This window comes from Pseudomonas sp. TE24901 (assembly GCF_054058375.1).
In genome coordinates this window covers 36,778-52,409 of sequence record NZ_JBSSAF010000015.1, presented here as the reverse complement: position 1 = coordinate 52,409, position 15,632 = coordinate 36,778, and the positions used below count along the sequence as shown (strand labels likewise).

Genomic DNA, 15,632 nt, shown 5'->3' with positions numbered 1-15,632 from the left:
CCGGCAAGGATGCCGACGCTCTTTAGTTTCACCAGCGCTTCAAGAACAGGCAGCGATGAACCGGCCTCATAACGGTTCAGAGGGTTGGCAACTGACCCGGGTGTGCAGCGTAAAGCACCAGAAGCAGTTATCCGGCAGACAGGGATCGTGGTCGGAAAAACATCGAGGAAAGGTCCGTACCGCGCCAGTAGCGCCGAAAGACCGAGGACATCATTACTGAAAAGCCCGGGCGACCGGGCTTTTTGGAATGCCTACCACTGCATGGAATTACCCAGAAACCGGCCCATTGCCGGCATTGCTCAGCCAGGAGGCGTGACATGACAAACGAGCAGCAAGCGTTAGCGGAAATGCCGATCTGGCTGGTGATCGCACTGGCCCTGATCGGCGGTGTATCTGGCGAAATGTGGCGCGCCGACAAGGAGGGCGCCCGTGGCTGGTCGCTGGTACGGCGCCTGGCCTTGCGATCCGGAGCGTGCATGGTCTGCGGGGTTTCAGCCTTGATGCTGTGCTACGCCGCCGGCATGTCGATCTGGACGGCGGGCGCCATTGGGTGCCTCACCGCCATGGCCGGCGCGGATGTCGCCATCGGCCTTTATGAACGCTGGGCGGCCAAGCGTATCGGGGTCAACGAGGCCCCGACGTCTCGCCCGGATCAGCAGTAACCCGCTGCAAGGACGCGACCCAATGACACTTATTGAAAAACCTTCCCAGCTTCCCGAGGCCATCGTGGAGGCGGTGAAGAGTGCTCTCCCACAGCTGCGCGTAGGCAACCACTTGGATGTTCAAGGCCCTGGCGTCTTGATCAGCCTCGAACGCAACGGCCCCGGCCTGCGCTCCCTGGCAGGGCGCAAGGCCCATGCGCTCACGGTTTTACTCAAGGTCAGCGTAACCACCGGCTCAGCCCCTTTCGACGCCTGCGACCTGGCCAGCCAACTGATGGACCTGGCCCTGGATAACCGCTGGGGTCTACCGCCAGACCAATGCGACTTGCCCACAAACATTGTTGCGGCGCCGTCGACTTCATCCAATTCAGAAACGGATTACGACACCTGGACCGTGTCCTTCACCCAAACCCTTTACCTCGGCCCGTCGCTGCTCGAAGACCCCACCGGCACACCGCTGTTTGCCCGCACATGGGAAGTCTCGAACATCGATGATCCAGACCAATATCGCCCCCTGCAGGAGTAGTCCATGTTCGATGCATTGCTACGCATGCAACTGGGGCCGATCGTCGAGCGCCTGGCCGAAATGGAAGCCCAGCTCGAAGACCTCTACCGTCGCGCCGAGAGCTTCTGCCGCATTGGTGTGTGCCAGGAAGTGGACGCTGCCAGTAATACCTGCAAGGTCAGCCACGGTGAGTTGCTCACCCCGGCCATTCGGTTCTTCAACCCCAGCGCGGGGGCGCAGACCGAAACCCGTATTCCGTCAGTCGGTGAACAATGCCTGTTGCTCAACTATGGTGGCGGGGAAGGGGGCTCGCAGTCCGTGGCCTTGTTCGGCCTCAACAGTAGTCTCTTTCCACCCGTCTCCAGTGTGGCCTCGCTGACACGCCGTCGCCATCAGGACGGCACTCAAAGCGATTACGACGATGCCAGCCACACCTTTAATTGGGTCAATGGCCCCACCACGTTCGGCGGCTCCCGCGAACAGGTCGAGGTCAAGGTCGGTGCCGCCAGCCTGACGATGACGGCCCAGAGCATCACCCTGCAACTCGGCGCCAGCGGTGTGTTGCTGGATGCGGCCGGCGTGCATTTGAGCGGCCCGGTAGTGGATCACCAGGGCCGCGTGATCAGCAGCGCATAAGGATTTGCCATGATCGGAATCGATAGGAACACCGGAGCAGCCGTCGATGACTGGCTGCAATTTGTGCAGCGTGCCACCCGAGCGCTGACCACCCCCGTGGGCACGCGTCAGAAGCGGCCTTTGTACGGCTCGCTCATCCCCCAACTGCTCGGCCAGAACCTGGGCGACGACTTGCTGATTCTCGCCCAGAGCCATGCCGCCCAGGCGTTCTATAACGCCCAGAACGGCATCGCCGATTTTCAACCTCAGGTCATCGTCGCCACTCGCCAGGGCGCCGGTTTGTTGCTGCGTTTTGCCGGCACCTGGAAAAACCGCCAACAGTCTTTCGAGGTCGTGACATGAGCATGCTGATCCCTGGCCAGAACCAACTGGCAGAACCGGCGATCATCGCTGTCGATGAGTTCGAACCTTTATTGGCCGAGTTCAAAGCCTTCGTCGTCGATTACGTCGCCACCCGTGCGCCGCAAAGCGCGGCCAAACTCAAGGTCAGTCTCGACAACGAAAGCGAACTGCTGACCCTGGCCCTGGAAGCGTTTTGCGTGCGCCTGCAAACCCACGAGCGCAAATACAACGCCCGCATCAAACAGATGCTGGCGTGGTGGGCTACTGGCAGCAACCTGGATGCCCGTCTGGCCGACATGGGCCTGGAGCGGCAGGTACTCGACCCCGGCGACCCGGCCGCCTTCCCGCCGGTGCCGCCGATTCTTGAAAGCGACGACGACGCCCGCCTGCGGTATTACCTGGCGCCCCATGCGCCGGCAGCGGGCTCGCGCATGCAGTATCGCCGTGAAGTCTTCACCCTCGGCGAACGGCCGTCGGTCAAGGTGCAAAGCGCCACGCCGGGTGTGGTCACCGTCAGCTATACCTTCGAACCGGATGGTTACGCGGCTCAGGTCAAGGACGGCAATGGCAGGCGCACCGCCCCCGGTGAGGTGATGGTCACTGTGCTTTCACGGGAGGGCGATGGCAGCGCTTCTGCCGATTTGCTTGACGGTGTACGGCGACATTTCGCACGGCCCGATGTGCGACCGGAGACCGATCGGGTCACCGTTCAGGGCGCGCAGATTCAACGTTACAAGATTCGCGTGGTGGCCATGATCAACGCCGGCCCCGATTCGGGATTGACCCAAGTCGCTGCGCAAAAACTGCTGCAAACCTACGCCGACTCTTGCCACCGCCTGGAGGGCCGTGTCGATCCAAGCTGGATCGACTACGCCATCCACAGCGCCGGTGCCGCCCAACTGCAGATTCTCGAACCTCTGGAACCGATCATCAGCAGCGCGTTCCAGGCCCCCTATTGCACGGGCGTCGAAGTGGAGGTGCGCACGCTATGAGTGAGCCTAAAGCGAGCCTGTTGCCTGCCAACAGCTCACCGCTGGAAAAGGCGCTGGACCTGGGCTTTGGCCAGTTGCTGGAGCGGGTGACTCCACCGTTCCCGCAATTGATGGACCCGGATCGCACACCGGCGGCGTTCCTGCCCTACCTGGCGGCAGACCGCGCGGTGAAAGAATGGAGTTCCACGGCCCCCGAGATCGAGAAACGCCTGACCGTCAAACTCGCCTGGCCCACCGCTCGCCAGGCTGGCACGCGACAGGCTTTGGAAAACGCGGCCAAAGGTCTGCAACTCACCCCAGAGGTGCGTGCCTGGTACGAACAAACACCGCCTGGCGTGCCCTACAGCTTTTCCGTACGGGCCTACACCGAATTGCCCTACAGCGAAATCATCGACGCCCGACTCGACCGCCGCCTGGCTGACGCCAAGAGCGAGCGCGACATTTTGTCGATCTCTGTAGGCCTGAGTGCTTCGGGCCGTCACTTCATCGGCGCCGCCACGTTGTGCGGCGAACTGACCACGATCTACCCCAACGTGCTGGCAGGAGTCGAGGCCACGGGCCGCGCTTTTATGGCGGCCGGGCTGTACACCGTCGAAACCACCACCCTTTATCCACAGGAGCACTAAATGGCTGACTATTACACCCTGCTCACGAATGCGGGGATCGCCTACGAAACCGACTGCAAGGCGGCGGGCGTGCCGATCAAACTGGCGCAGATCTCCGTCGGCGACGGCAACGGCGCCGTCTACAACCCGGATGCCAACGCAAAAGCGCTGAAACGCGAAGTCTGGCGCGGGCCGTTGAATGCACTGTTTCAAGACGAAAAAAACGCCAACTGGCTGATGGCTGAAGTCACCATTCCTTCGGATGTTGGCGGCTGGTATGTGCGCGAGGCTGGGCTGTGGACCGACACCGGTATTTTGTATGCCATCGTGAAATACCCGGAGTCGTACAAGCCGGTGTTGGCGACGTCGGGCTCGGGGAAAGAGTTTTACATTCGCTCGATTTTCGAAACGAGCAATGCCTCGATCGTGACGTTGTTGATCGATGACACAGTGGTGAAGGCGACTCGGGCTTGGGTGATGGATTACCTGAAGCAGGGGACGTATTCCAAGGCTGAGATTGAGACGCTGATTGCTCAATCTTCGGCGCTGCCCGTGGGTTCGATGGTGGCGTTTCCGGTAGATAAGGTGCCGGTTGGGTTCCTGGAAATTGACGGCAGTGTGAAGAGCGCTGCGGCGTACCCGGATTTGGCGAAGTTCCTGGGGACTGCGTTCAATAAGGGGGATGAGGGGGTTGGGAATTTTCGGCTGCCTGAGTCGCGTGGGGAGTTTTTGCGTGGGTGGGATCATGGGCGGGGTGTTGACCCAGGGCGAATGATCGGTACTTATCAACTTGATCAGTTTCAGGGCCATACATTTTCTGGTGCGGCTGCTGCAGGTGGAAGTACGCCCGCATTTGATACATGGGGAAATGTCGGGACTCCCGTTTCACTGAAATATCCACCCGTTACTGATGGTGTCAATGGTGCTCCAAGGGTGGGTGCCGAGACTCGTGGCCGAAATATGGCTGTGATGTGGTGCATCAAGGCTTGGAACGCTCCGATCAATCAGGGAAATATTGACGTCGCTGCACTTGTTAGTGAACTCGATGCTTTGAAATCCGCCGTTCCCGTAGGTTCGATTGTTCCATTCCCCAAAGCTGCCGTACCGCCTGGCTACCTGGAGCTTGACGGCAGCGTAAAGAGCATTGCGACCTACCCGGATCTGGCTGCATACCTGGGCACCACGTTCAACACCGGGAACGAACCTGCCGGGTACTTCCGCTTGCCTGAGTCGCGTGGAGAGTTCCTCCGAGGCTGGGATCATGGCCGAGGCGTGGATACCGGACGGGAGCTTGGAAGCGCACAGAAGGGCAGCCTTCAGACTGTGGATTCAACCATCACCACCGTCACGGTCACCGGGCTGTACAACGCAACGGTAACGCCGGAATCGAACGCTCGTGCTGCATACGGGTTGGATATCGGTAACGCAGGGGATTATCCCGGTGCCGCATATGGTGGCATTAGTGGCAGCGGCGGCACGATGGCTGCCGAAGGTAACAATTTTGGGGTTACACGGCCTCGAAACCTGGCTGTCATGTGGTGCATCAAGGCCTGGAACGCCCCTGTCAATCAAGGAGCCATCGACGTCGCGGTACTCGCCTCCCAGGCAACCGAGGTCAACCAAGGAACCGCAAGGGTTGCGACCCAGCCTCAAACTGAGGCTGGCGTTGACGACGCGACAATCGTGACCCCGAAGAAAATGCGCTTTGGCTTTGCAATGAACTTCACTGCAGCCAGCGGATACGTCCTGTTTCCAACGTGGCTCGGTGGCCTGCTCCTCCAATACGGACGCGCGTCTCTGGCGGCAGATCAGTTCACCACCCTGACCTGGCCTCTTGCCTGGCCTGATGCGTGCTATGCCATCTCTGGCGCGGTGCATTCTTCACTTGCCCGTGTCGACGACGGCATCTCCGCGCAGTACCGAAACCTCACCAAAACCACGGTGATCCTTGATCGTCAAGACATCGGTACGGCAGTTGCTAATAACCGGGATATGTTCGTGATCGGAATCGGAAAATAACCATGAGCATTTTTTATTGCGCAGAAACGGGTGGTTTTTATCTGCCCGGCATGCAGCCATCTGACATTGCCTGCCAGGAGATCACCAAGGCCCGCCACGCTGAACTTCGCGCCGAAAACGCGGCCGGGAAGATCATTGCTGCTGATGATCAAGGCTTCCCGGTCACGGTCGATCCGCCCGGACTCACCTCTGAGCAATTGGCGACCAAGGAGCGCTCATGGCGGGACCGCCAACTGGCGACCGCGACCGGACTACGAGATCGGCATCGCGATCAGTTGGAATTGGCCTCTCCAACCACGTTGGTTCCAGAGCAATTCACTGAGTTGTTGAATTACCTGCAGCAGTTACGTGACTGGCCACAGTCTGCGAATTTTCCTACGGTTGAAAACCGTCCGAAGCCACCGAGCTGGCTGGTCGAACGAACCGAGTAGATACCGACTTATTACCCAAAACCGCAGCGAGCGGTTTTTTTTCGCCTGGAGATCCTACCCATGCCCACCCGCCAAACCTACACCGTCCTCACCCCATTCCCCATCGGCGCCGGCCATTGGTCCACCGTCGGCCAGGAACTGGAGCTGCTGGACGTCGAAGCATACGCCCTGCGCACCGCTGGCCGTCTGGAATTGACCAGCGTCCTCAACGCCACCCCGGCCAAAAAGGCCACCACCCAGAAGGCTGACTAATCATGGCTGAGGTTTTGAACTTCGAGCACAACGGCATCACTGTGAATGCCACCGAATCCCCCGAGGCCATGGGTGGCCTGGGCGATAACGTGATCGGCCTGGTCGGCACCGCGCCGAAGGCCCATGCGTCGATCCCGAAGAATGCGCCGTTCCGCATCAACAGCTTCACCACTCAGGCGCTGCTGGACCCGACCGGCACTGAAGCCGGCACGTTGTTCCAGGCGGTCTACCAGATCCTCAAAGTGGTCAAGGTGCCGGTCTACGTGGTGATCGTCGAAGAGGGCACGACCCCGGCGGACACGATCAACAACGTGATCGGCGGCGACGAGCCGGTCACCGGTCGCAAGCTCGGCCTGGCGGCATTGGCCAGCGTGCCGGAAGACCTGACCATCATCGGTGCCCCGGGCTTCACCGGCACCAAGGCTGTCGCCGGTGAGTTTGCCGCCTTCGGCAAACGCATCAAGGCCCGCGTGGTGCTGGACGGCAAAGACGCCAGCGTCGCCGACCAGGTGACCTACAGCGGTGAACTGGGCGGTGCCGACCTCGGCTTCGACCGTTGCCTGCTGGTGCACAACATGCCGTCGGTGTACTCCAAGGCGGCGAAAAAGAACGTGTTCCTGTCGCCGTCGTCCCTGGCCATCGCCGCACTGGCCAAGGTCAAGCAGTGGGAAAGCCCGGGCAACCAGGTGACGTTCGCCGAGGACGTTTCCCGCGTCGTCGAGTACAACATCCTCGACACTTCCACCGAAGGCGACCTGCTCAACCGCTACGGCGTGAGCTACTACGCCCGCACCATCCTCGGCGGTTTTTCACTGCTGGGTAACCGCTCCATCACCGGCAAGTTCATCAGCTACGTCGGCCTGGAAGACGCTATCAGCCGCAAGCTGGTCAAGGCCGGCCAGAAAGCCATGGCCAAGAACCTCACCAAGTCCTTCATGGACCAGGAGGTCAAGCGCATCAACGACTGGCTGCAAACCCTGGTGGCGGACGAAACCATCCCGGGCGGCAGTGTGTACCTGCACCCGGAACTCAACAGTGTCGAGAAGTACAAGAACGGCACTTGGTACATCGTCATCGACTACGGCCGCTACGCGCCGAACGAACACATGATTTATCAACTCAATGCCCGCGATGAAATCATCGAGCAGTTCCTGGAGGACGTTCTCTAATGTTTACCAACCGTGTAAGACAGGCCATTGCGGCCACCCTGCAAGGCCTGCCGTTGTCCGCGACGGTGGATTCCTTCACGCCGCCCAAGGTCGAGTTCGAGATGGAGGCCATGACCGGTGGCCGCTTCATCGCCGAAGAAATGGCCAAGAGCGGCAAGCCCTTGACCGCCACGTTGGCGCTGCAAGGCGTTGGTCCGGAAATCATGCTGGCCCTGGGCGTGCGCCTCGGTGACGACATCCTGTTGAACGTGCGGGAAGCCGGCCAGGACCAGGACGGCAAGACCTACTTCACCTACCACACCGTCGGCGGCAAGCTCAAATCGTTGACCGAGACACCGTTGACGATGAACGCCAAACCCACCACTACGTTGGAGCTGTCCTGCCGCACCTACAACCGTCTGGAAAACGGTATCCCGGTGATCGACATCGACGTGCGCACCCAAAAGTTCGTACTCAACGGCGTTGACATTCTCGGTGACGCCCGCCGCGCCGTGCTCATGCCTTAAAGACCCCGCGATCTGAGGTGGGTACGGTCAATGTGGGAGCTGGCTTGCCTGCGATACAGGCGACTCGGTTTACCCGCTACACCGCGGTGATGCCTTCGCGGCAAGCCCGGCTCCCACATGGACCGCGCTCATCTTTTTATCTGCGTTTTCTTCAACCGTTGCTGACCAAGGAATTGCCCCATGGCCTGGATGCCACCGCTGCACCGCTTGCTCTCGCCGATCACCGCCGACACCGGTGCGATGATCGAGCAGGTCCAGCTCAAACCGCTGTACTACGCCGCGCAAAAAGACGCGCTGGCCCGGGCCGGTGATGACGAGGACGACCAGTTCTTCGAACTGGCGAAACTCGCCACCGGCCTGTCGGAAAAAGAACTCGACCAGCTCAAACGCCCGGATTACGTGAGCATCGCCCACTACGTACACGAGATGTCGACCCGCCCTGCGGCGTTCTTCCTCGGCGAACCGGAAGAGTCCTCCTCCCACGAACAGGTCAAGCTGCTGCTGCCCCTCGACGCAGCCGGCCGTACCCTCACCGAACTGCCTCTGGAAATGCCCGCCCTGCGTGCTACCAAGGTGATGAAAAAACTCACCACCAACAAAGAGCGCGCCGAGTTCATCACTGCTCACTGCACCGGCCTGATGATCCCCGATCTCGCCCACCTGACCGTACCCGACTGGACGCAATTGCAGGAGCGCATCGACGATTTTTTAAATCAACCGGCGGCCTTCTTTCGCAACGCGACATCGACGTAATCCTCGATGTGGTGCCGCTGGTTTACTCGGTAACCGAAGCGGAGATCCTGGAATGGGATGCCGCAAAAGCATTGCGCCGCTACGACATCGCGATGACTCGCCTTGGCGTTAAACAGGAGTAGAGCGGTATGCAAATCAATTATTCGCTCGCCTACGCCATGGCCAAGGATGGCCAGGGTGTTTATGGCGACACAAGCGGTACAAAGCGTGCCGAAATCGTCAATCCGGGAGCTTTGCTGTCTGGCAGTCTCGGGGATGCGGCACTGTTATCTTCGATGAGTCTGGGGTTGAACCAGGCGGGCTCGCAGCTCAATCAGCTTTCTGTGTCCCTGGGAGGATTGCGCAACAGTGTGGACGCACTGAAAACCGCGATCTCGCGGCTTAACGGCGTGGGCATTAACGCGGTCAAAATCCTTGAGCCAATGGAGCAGAAGAGCGCCACCGAGTTTGAGTCGAGCACGTCGCAAGGCCTGCGCCTGGCCCGTGAAGCCCTGGCCGTTCGTGACATGCAGCGCCTTGACCCGGTCGCTGCCTTTCAACAATCAAATGCCAGCCTCACGTTTGACGCGACAGCCACCTCTGAAACATCCATCACAGCGTTGCGCAAGGCATCCAGAGACAGTGAGCAACGCCTGTCCAAGACGCTCGAACCCGCGCCTTTGCTTTTGGAAGAAACGTGGCTGAAAACCAAGACCGGTGTGCAGGACACCGCCAATAGCTGGGCCGGTGATTCACCCCTGGCTGCGCAAGCGGTCAAGACAACTGAGGCGGTGATATCGCCGATGGTTTCGGGCCTTCTTTCGGGCTTGGGAGAGACGATTAAAACCCGGGTAGCCGGCAACCTTGTCGACGTGACGCTTGGCAAGCTGCCCGGAGTGGGCAAGCTGTTCAGGGACGGTGGATACACCAAAGACAAAGACAAGGACAAGGACAAAGCGTGCTGCTGTCCGGCGGCGGCTTCTGTAAGCGGTTTTGGTGTGTTTGACACGGTGACAGCACAGTTGCCGGAGAGCGTTGGAGAGGCGGTTCGGGAAAGAGACAAGGCACGCACACGAGGACAGCCGAAGAAACGGCGGCAGAAATTGCCAGAGCCCGGCCAGCCGGTTTCACGTGAGTCCACGGCCAATGTCCGTCGCAAGCCCGTGGAACCCCAGGCACAACAGGCTGGCCCCCCGCTCAATGCCATGGGCCAGCCGCTCGTACCTCTGGACACTCAGCGGTTAGCTCAGTCCACCTCCACACTTCCTGGCCATTCGTTTGGCGCGTCTGCAACCCCTCCAGCCGCTCGGCTGGGTGGGCGTCGCGCAACCAAAGGGCTGGCGGAGGGGTTGTCGGGTGTCCTCGCAAAGCTTGAGTCAGCAGGTGCCCGTCGTCTTGGCCCAATGAGGTATGTCGACACCGCCCTGAGTGTGGCTGACGGCGTTCGCAACGGCGATGCCAAAGCCATCGGCGCCGGCCTTAGCACCGCAGGCGGGGCCTGGGCAGGTGCCTCTGCCGGTGCTGCGCTGGGCACACTGGTTTTCCCGGGTGTCGGCACGGCTGTGGGTGGCGCCATCGGTGGTTTGCTGGGCAGCGAAGTGGGCACCTGGTTCGGTGACAAACTGTTTGGCTCCGGTGATCGCCTGCCTGCGCCCGGCGCAGTCGGCAAGGACCTCAATGCAGCCCGAACGGACAACGTCCAGGTCAGCATCGCCCCCAGTATCCAGATCACCGGGGTCAACCCTGCTGACGCCCAGCAGGTCGTCAATCAGGTCATCCAGGCCCTGCAATTCCAATGTGTGCCGATGGTCACCGACGCGTTGGGAATCCGGCGCAACACCGCGATGACTGACCCTCCAGGAGGTGATTGATGCGACAGCAAATGGTACTCGGCGACTTTATTTTTGGGTTGTCCCGCGGGTTTGCCTACAGCGGGTTGGTGCGCAACAGCGATGGCGGCTGGAGTGACCTGACGATTATCGCGAGCAAATCCCAGTCACGGCAGAACGGTCAGAAACTGGAAAAGCTCACGTTCACGGGCACGGCGATGTACGCCCTGGGTATGCAGCGGCTGGATGAATTGCGTGCGCTGCAAAACGCCCGTGCACCCTTGCCGCTGGTGGATGGCATCGGCCGAAATTGGGGCCTGTGGCGTATCAATTCGGTGGTGGAAACCCAGAGCAATGTGATCGATGACGGCACCGCCTTGGTCATGAGTTGGTCCTTGGAACTGGAGGAATTCGTCAATGCGTAGAGTACGAAGTATTGCCGGTGATTCGGTCAACCTGTTGCTCTATCGCGAGCTGGGGCGCTGCGATGACGTGGCCGAAGAAACCCTCTGGCGGGTCAACCCCGACCTGGCGGAATACGGCCCGGTGCTACCGGCCGGCGTTGGGGTGATCGTGCCCGAAATGGCCGCGCGGCCTGCAGCGCTGCGTCCCGTGTCGGCCTGGGATTAAGGAGGCAGCATGGCACAGGGATTCACTCCGATCGTGGAGTTTTACGGCGCCAATGCGGCGTTGCTCAATCAGCGCCTGATGCACTGGAGCCATACCGACACCACGGGCATAAAGACCGACCGCCTGGAGCTGACCCTCAATATCGAGGGGCTTGAAGGGCTGCCCAGCCTGAACGGAAAGATCGGCTTGCGTGTGGGTTATAAAGAGTCCGGCCTGGTGGAAAAGGGCCAGTTTGTGGTCACTCAGCGAACCCCGGTGCTGTTTCCCATGCGCCTGATGATCGTCGCCACGGCGGCGCCCTTCAGCGCGGCGGATACGACGGGCTACCGCCAACGCCGATCGGCCAGTTACGGGCCGACTACGCTGGGTGCGCTGTTTCGCCAACTGGTCAGTCGCCACGGTTATTCCCCGCGTGTGGCACCGACGCTGGACGGTATTGCGATTGCGCATATCGACCAGTCCAACGAAAGCGACATGGCGTTCATCACCCGTCTCGCCGAGCGCTACAGCGCAGTGACCAAACCGATCAACGAACTGTATGTGCTGGCTGAAGCCGGGCGGGTCAACTCGCTTTCGGGGCAACTGCTGCCGGACGTGACCTTGTCCGTGACCCAGGACAACCGCCCTGGTGATCAATCGTTCATCACCGCCAAATTCGACGAAAAATCCCGCGCGAAATACGAGGGTTGCCGCGTGACGTGGTGGGATGCTGCTGCGTGCAAACAGCGCGTGGTTCAGGTCGGTAACACTCCCTTCAAGACCCTGCGTCAACGCTGCCAGAACGAAGATGAAGCGCGTGCTGTGGCCGAAGGCGAGTTGCGGCGGGTAGGGCGTGAAGACTTGACGTTGCAGATTGACTGCCCCGGCAATCCGTTACTGGCTGCCGAGGGGTTGCTTCTGCTGGATGAAACCTGGCCCTCCTACATGCAAGGGCGATGGTCGATCAAACAGGTGGTTCATACCGGTGACCCGGCGACGGGGTATCGCAGCTCGATCACAGCGTGTGGGTTGTCGGAGTAGAGGTTTTCAAAGGTAGACCTATGGTGATTTCGCTTCCTCAACTGCTTCAAGTGATGCCTGGGGCCCGCCCGCGAGCGGGCATTTTTTTAACGGCTTTAAATGACGCTATGAATCGGTATGACATCAACCGCGCAAAACGCATCGCTGCCTTCCTCGCCCAAATCGGCCACGAATCCGGCGAGTTGCGCTATGTGCGCGAGCTGGGCAGTGATCAATACCTGAGCAAGTACGACACCGGCACCTTGGCCATACGCCTGGGCAATACCCCGCAAGCGGATGGCGATGGCCAGAAGTACCGGGGCAGGGGGCTGATACAGATTACCGGCCGTCGTAACTACCTGGCGTGCAGCCAGGCTCTGTTCGGTGATGATCGCCTGCTGCTTCAGCCCGAGCTGCTGGAGCAACCGCAATGGGCTGCTGAGTCTGCGGCCTGGTTCTGGCAAAGCAATGGCCTGAATGAACTGGCCGACAAGGACCAGTTCACCACGATCACGCGGCGGATCAATGGCGGGCTCAATGGCTTGGAGGATCGCCTGCAACGGTGGACGCGGGCGAAGGCGGTGCTATGCGTTTCCTAGTCGGTTGTCGCGTGGTCGGCGTTTGCCTGCTAATGGCCGTTGTGTGGCAAGTCCAGGCCTGGCGTTATGGCTTGCAGCTTGAACAGCAAGCGGCTGCGCAGGTGCAGGCGCTTAATCAGCAATCTGCGTCTGCCCTGCATCAGCAACAGGTACAGCAGGAACAACGGCTGGCGCTGGAGCAACAGCTCAGTGCCAGCGACCAACAACATGCCCAGGAACTGAACAATGCCCAACGTCATCAGGCGGCTCTGCGTGACCGCCTGGCCACTGCTGATGTGCGGTTGTCAGTCCTTCTCGACACCGCCGATACCTCCCGTGGTTGCGCAGTGCCAGCCGCCACCCCCACCGGCGGCGTGGTTCATGCAGCCCCGCGAGCCCAACTTGACCCGGCGCATGCTCAACGAATTATCGCCATCACCGACGACGGCGACAGTGCGCTGATCGCCCTGCGTGCGTGTCAGGCATATGTGCAGGCCGTCGCGCATTAGCGTCTTGATGCACTCTGTAACTTGCATGGCCAATGGGCTCCTGTAGGGTAGGCGAACCCCCGCCCATTCCTGGAGACGACCGTGAAGGAAATCACTCAATTGGCCGCTGAACTGGGTCGCCGCTTGCAGGTGCTCAATGCCCATGTCACCACTGCCGAGTCCTGTACCGGTGGCGGTATTGCCGAAGCCATCACGCGGATTCCAGGGAGTTCGGCGTGGTTCGAGGCGGGCTATGTCACTTATTCCAATCGTCAGAAGACCCGGCAGTTGAATGTGCCGGAAGCGTTGTTTCCAAAAGTGGGCGCCGTCAGCCAGGAAGTGGTGGAAGCGATGGTCCGTGGCGCCCAGGAAAAAAGCCTGGCGCGTTTTGCCGTGGCAGTCAGTGGTGTGGCGGGGCCGGACGGCGGTTCGCCGGACAAGCCAGTGGGCACCGTATGGCTGGCTTTTGGCGTGGGTGATGAGGTGACGGCTGAGCTTGAGCACTTCACCGGCAACCGCGACGAGGTCCGCCGACAAACGGTAAAGGCCGCCCTAGAGGGCTTGTTGCGACGAGCTGCAGCAGAAATCGAAAATCAGGGGTAGGCGATCCCGGATCTTTGTGGAACAATACTGTCTACTTATACAGGTGTTGGCCGACCAGGCCTTATTGATTACGTGAGGACTTTAATGGACGACAACAAGAAGAAAGCCTTGGCTGCGGCCCTGGGTCAGATCGAACGTCAATTCGGCAAGGGTGCCGTAATGCGTATGGGCGATCACGACCGCCAGGCGATCCCGGCCATTTCCACTGGCTCTCTGGGTCTGGACATCGCGCTCGGCATTGGCGGCCTGCCAAAAGGCCGTATCGTTGAAATCTACGGTCCTGAATCTTCCGGTAAAACGACCCTGACCCTGTCGGTGATTGCCCAGGCGCAGAAAATGGGCGCCACCTGTGCGTTCGTCGACGCCGAGCACGCCCTGGACCCAGAGTACGCCGGCAAGCTGGGCGTCAACGTTGACGACCTGCTGGTTTCCCAGCCGGACACCGGCGAGCAAGCCCTGGAAATCACCGACATGCTGGTGCGCTCCAACGCCATCGACGTGATCGTGGTCGACTCCGTGGCGGCCCTGGTACCCAAGGCTGAAATCGAAGGCGAAATGGGTGACATGCACGTGGGCCTGCAAGCCCGTCTGATGTCCCAGGCGCTGCGTAAAATCACCGGTAACATCAAGAACGCCAACTGCCTGGTGATCTTCATCAACCAGATCCGTATGAAGATCGGCGTAATGTTCGGCAGCCCGGAAACCACCACCGGTGGTAACGCGTTGAAGTTCTACGCTTCGGTCCGTCTGGATATCCGCCGTACTGGCGCGGTGAAGGAAGGTGACGAGGTTGTCGGTAGCGAAACCCGCGTTAAAGTCGTGAAGAACAAAGTGGCACCGCCTTTCCGTCAAGCCGAGTTCCAGATTCTCTACGGCAAGGGTATCTACCTGAACGGCGAAATGATCGACCTGGGCGTGCTGCACGGTTTCGTCGAGAAGTCCGGTGCCTGGTATGCCTACAACGGCAGCAAGATCGGTCAGGGCAAGGCCAACTCGGCCAAGTTCCTGGCGGACAACCCGGACATCGCAGCCACGCTTGAGAAGCAGATCCGCGACAAGCTGCTGACCGCAGCACCAGACGTGAAAGCGGCCGCCAACCGTGAGCCGGTTGACGAGATGGAAGAAGTCGACACTGACATCTGAAGCAAACGATGACTGTTGTACTGGATACACTCGTCGCCGTTCGGCGCACTGCAATGGACCTGCTCGCTCGCCGCGAGCATGGTCGAGTCGAGCTGACGCGTAAGTTGCGTCAGCGCGGCGCAGAGCCTGAGATGATCGAAAGTGCCCTCGACCGTTTGACGGAGGAGGGGCTGCTGTCGGAAGCCCGTTATCTCGAAAGTTTCGTTTCCTACCGAGCGCGCTCTGGCTACGGCCCTGCGCGAATTCGTGAAGAACTGAGCCAACGTGGCCTGCAGCGTGCCGATATCGACCTTGCCCTGCGTGAGTGCGGTATCAGCTGGCAGGCGCAGTTGGAAGACACCTGGCGTCGCAAGTTTTCCGGCCATCTGCCGATCGATGCCAAGGAACGCGCCAAACAGGGGCGTTTCCTGAGCTATCGCGGCTTCTCGATGGAAATGATCAGCCGCCTGTTGAGTGGCCGAGATCTGGACGACTGAGCGAACCAAAAAACAAAGGCCCACTATGAAAATAG

Annotated in this window: 21 protein-coding genes; all 21 read left to right on the top strand. The window is 60.3% G+C overall.

Annotation, left to right across the window (positions count from 1 at the left end):
- Positions 1-317: 317 nt before the first annotated feature.
- The 21 genes from ACVWVP_RS25570 to recX all read left to right on the top strand — a co-directional run bounded on the left by ACVWVP_RS25570 (position 318) and on the right by recX (position 15,597).
- Positions 318-662 (top strand): phage holin family protein, encoded by a 345-nt coding sequence (locus ACVWVP_RS25570; RefSeq protein WP_131697366.1) that lies wholly within the window; start codon positions 318-320, stop codon positions 660-662.
- 22 nt (positions 663-684) lie between these two features.
- On the top strand, positions 685-1,188 hold the full coding sequence (locus ACVWVP_RS25565) for a hypothetical protein (protein WP_178922080.1): 504 nt from the start codon (positions 685-687) through the stop codon (positions 1,186-1,188).
- A 3-nt stretch (positions 1,189-1,191) separates the two neighbouring features.
- Positions 1,192-1,803: a phage baseplate assembly protein V gene (locus ACVWVP_RS25560; RefSeq protein WP_457408717.1), complete on the top strand. Its 612-nt coding sequence runs from the start codon at positions 1,192-1,194 to the stop codon at positions 1,801-1,803.
- A 9-nt stretch (positions 1,804-1,812) separates the two neighbouring features.
- Complete coding sequence (locus ACVWVP_RS25555; RefSeq protein WP_071492667.1) at positions 1,813-2,145, top strand: phage baseplate protein; 333 nt, start codon at positions 1,813-1,815, stop codon at positions 2,143-2,145.
- Positions 2,142-3,137 carry a baseplate J/gp47 family protein gene (locus ACVWVP_RS25550; protein ID WP_457408714.1) on the top strand — a complete coding sequence of 332 codons (996 nt, stop codon included), beginning with the start codon at positions 2,142-2,144 and terminating at the stop codon, positions 3,135-3,137. Before ACVWVP_RS25555 ends, ACVWVP_RS25550 begins: the two co-directional genes overlap by 4 nt.
- Positions 3,134-3,763 carry a phage tail protein I gene (locus tag ACVWVP_RS25545; RefSeq protein WP_457408713.1) on the top strand — a complete coding sequence of 210 codons (630 nt, stop codon included), beginning with the start codon at positions 3,134-3,136 and terminating at the stop codon, positions 3,761-3,763. The genes ACVWVP_RS25550 and ACVWVP_RS25545 overlap by 4 nt, the downstream gene beginning before the upstream one ends.
- On the top strand, positions 3,764-5,761 hold the full coding sequence (locus ACVWVP_RS25540) for a phage tail-collar fiber domain-containing protein (RefSeq protein ID WP_457408710.1): 1,998 nt from the start codon (positions 3,764-3,766) through the stop codon (positions 5,759-5,761).
- A gap of 2 nt (positions 5,762-5,763) precedes the next feature.
- Complete coding sequence (locus tag ACVWVP_RS25535) at positions 5,764-6,192, top strand: phage tail protein (RefSeq protein ID WP_457408708.1); 429 nt, start codon at positions 5,764-5,766, stop codon at positions 6,190-6,192.
- 60 nt (positions 6,193-6,252) lie between these two features.
- On the top strand, positions 6,253-6,444 hold the full coding sequence (locus ACVWVP_RS25530; RefSeq protein ID WP_457408706.1) for a hypothetical protein: 192 nt from the start codon (positions 6,253-6,255) through the stop codon (positions 6,442-6,444).
- Positions 6,445-6,446: 2 nt separating this feature from the next.
- Complete coding sequence (locus tag ACVWVP_RS25525; protein WP_259171838.1) at positions 6,447-7,613, top strand: phage tail sheath protein; 1,167 nt, start codon at positions 6,447-6,449, stop codon at positions 7,611-7,613.
- Entirely contained in the window at positions 7,613-8,119 is a 507-nt protein-coding gene (locus tag ACVWVP_RS25520) for a phage major tail tube protein (RefSeq protein WP_178925787.1), read from the top strand. The genes ACVWVP_RS25525 and ACVWVP_RS25520 overlap by 1 nt, the downstream gene beginning before the upstream one ends.
- Before the next feature lie 180 nt (positions 8,120-8,299).
- A complete protein-coding gene (locus tag ACVWVP_RS25515; RefSeq protein ID WP_457408703.1) occupies positions 8,300-8,872 on the top strand; it encodes a phage tail assembly protein in 573 nt (190 codons plus the stop codon).
- 128 nt (positions 8,873-9,000) lie between these two features.
- Entirely contained in the window at positions 9,001-10,722 is a 1,722-nt protein-coding gene (locus ACVWVP_RS25510; protein ID WP_457408702.1) for a phage tail tape measure protein, read from the top strand.
- Complete coding sequence (locus ACVWVP_RS25505) at positions 10,722-11,105, top strand: phage tail protein (RefSeq protein ID WP_178925784.1); 384 nt, start codon at positions 10,722-10,724, stop codon at positions 11,103-11,105. Before ACVWVP_RS25510 ends, ACVWVP_RS25505 begins: the two co-directional genes overlap by 1 nt.
- The gene (locus ACVWVP_RS25500; RefSeq protein ID WP_178925783.1) at positions 11,098-11,310 is read left to right on the top strand and encodes a tail protein X; all 213 of its coding nucleotides are present in this window, start codon (positions 11,098-11,100) and stop codon (positions 11,308-11,310) included. The genes ACVWVP_RS25505 and ACVWVP_RS25500 overlap by 8 nt, the downstream gene beginning before the upstream one ends.
- A gap of 9 nt (positions 11,311-11,319) precedes the next feature.
- Positions 11,320-12,330 (top strand): contractile injection system protein, VgrG/Pvc8 family, encoded by a 1,011-nt coding sequence (locus ACVWVP_RS25495; RefSeq protein ID WP_178925782.1) that lies wholly within the window; start codon positions 11,320-11,322, stop codon positions 12,328-12,330.
- A 20-nt stretch (positions 12,331-12,350) separates the two neighbouring features.
- Entirely contained in the window at positions 12,351-12,908 is a 558-nt protein-coding gene (locus tag ACVWVP_RS25490; RefSeq protein WP_457408701.1) for a glycoside hydrolase family 19 protein, read from the top strand.
- Positions 12,896-13,396, top strand: a complete 501-nt coding sequence (locus tag ACVWVP_RS25485) for a lysis protein (protein WP_457408700.1) — start codon at positions 12,896-12,898, stop codon at positions 13,394-13,396. The genes ACVWVP_RS25490 and ACVWVP_RS25485 overlap by 13 nt, the downstream gene beginning before the upstream one ends.
- 81 nt (positions 13,397-13,477) lie before the next feature.
- Complete coding sequence (locus ACVWVP_RS25480) at positions 13,478-13,978, top strand: CinA family protein (RefSeq protein WP_457408698.1); 501 nt, start codon at positions 13,478-13,480, stop codon at positions 13,976-13,978.
- Positions 13,979-14,062: 84 nt separating this feature from the next.
- A complete protein-coding gene (recA, locus tag ACVWVP_RS25475; protein ID WP_016970800.1) occupies positions 14,063-15,121 on the top strand; it encodes a recombinase RecA in 1,059 nt (352 codons plus the stop codon).
- Positions 15,122-15,129: 8 nt separating this feature from the next.
- Positions 15,130-15,597, top strand: coding sequence for a recombination regulator RecX (recX, locus tag ACVWVP_RS25470; protein WP_178925779.1), 468 nt, complete (start codon positions 15,130-15,132; stop codon positions 15,595-15,597).
- Positions 15,598-15,632 lie beyond the last annotated feature (35 nt).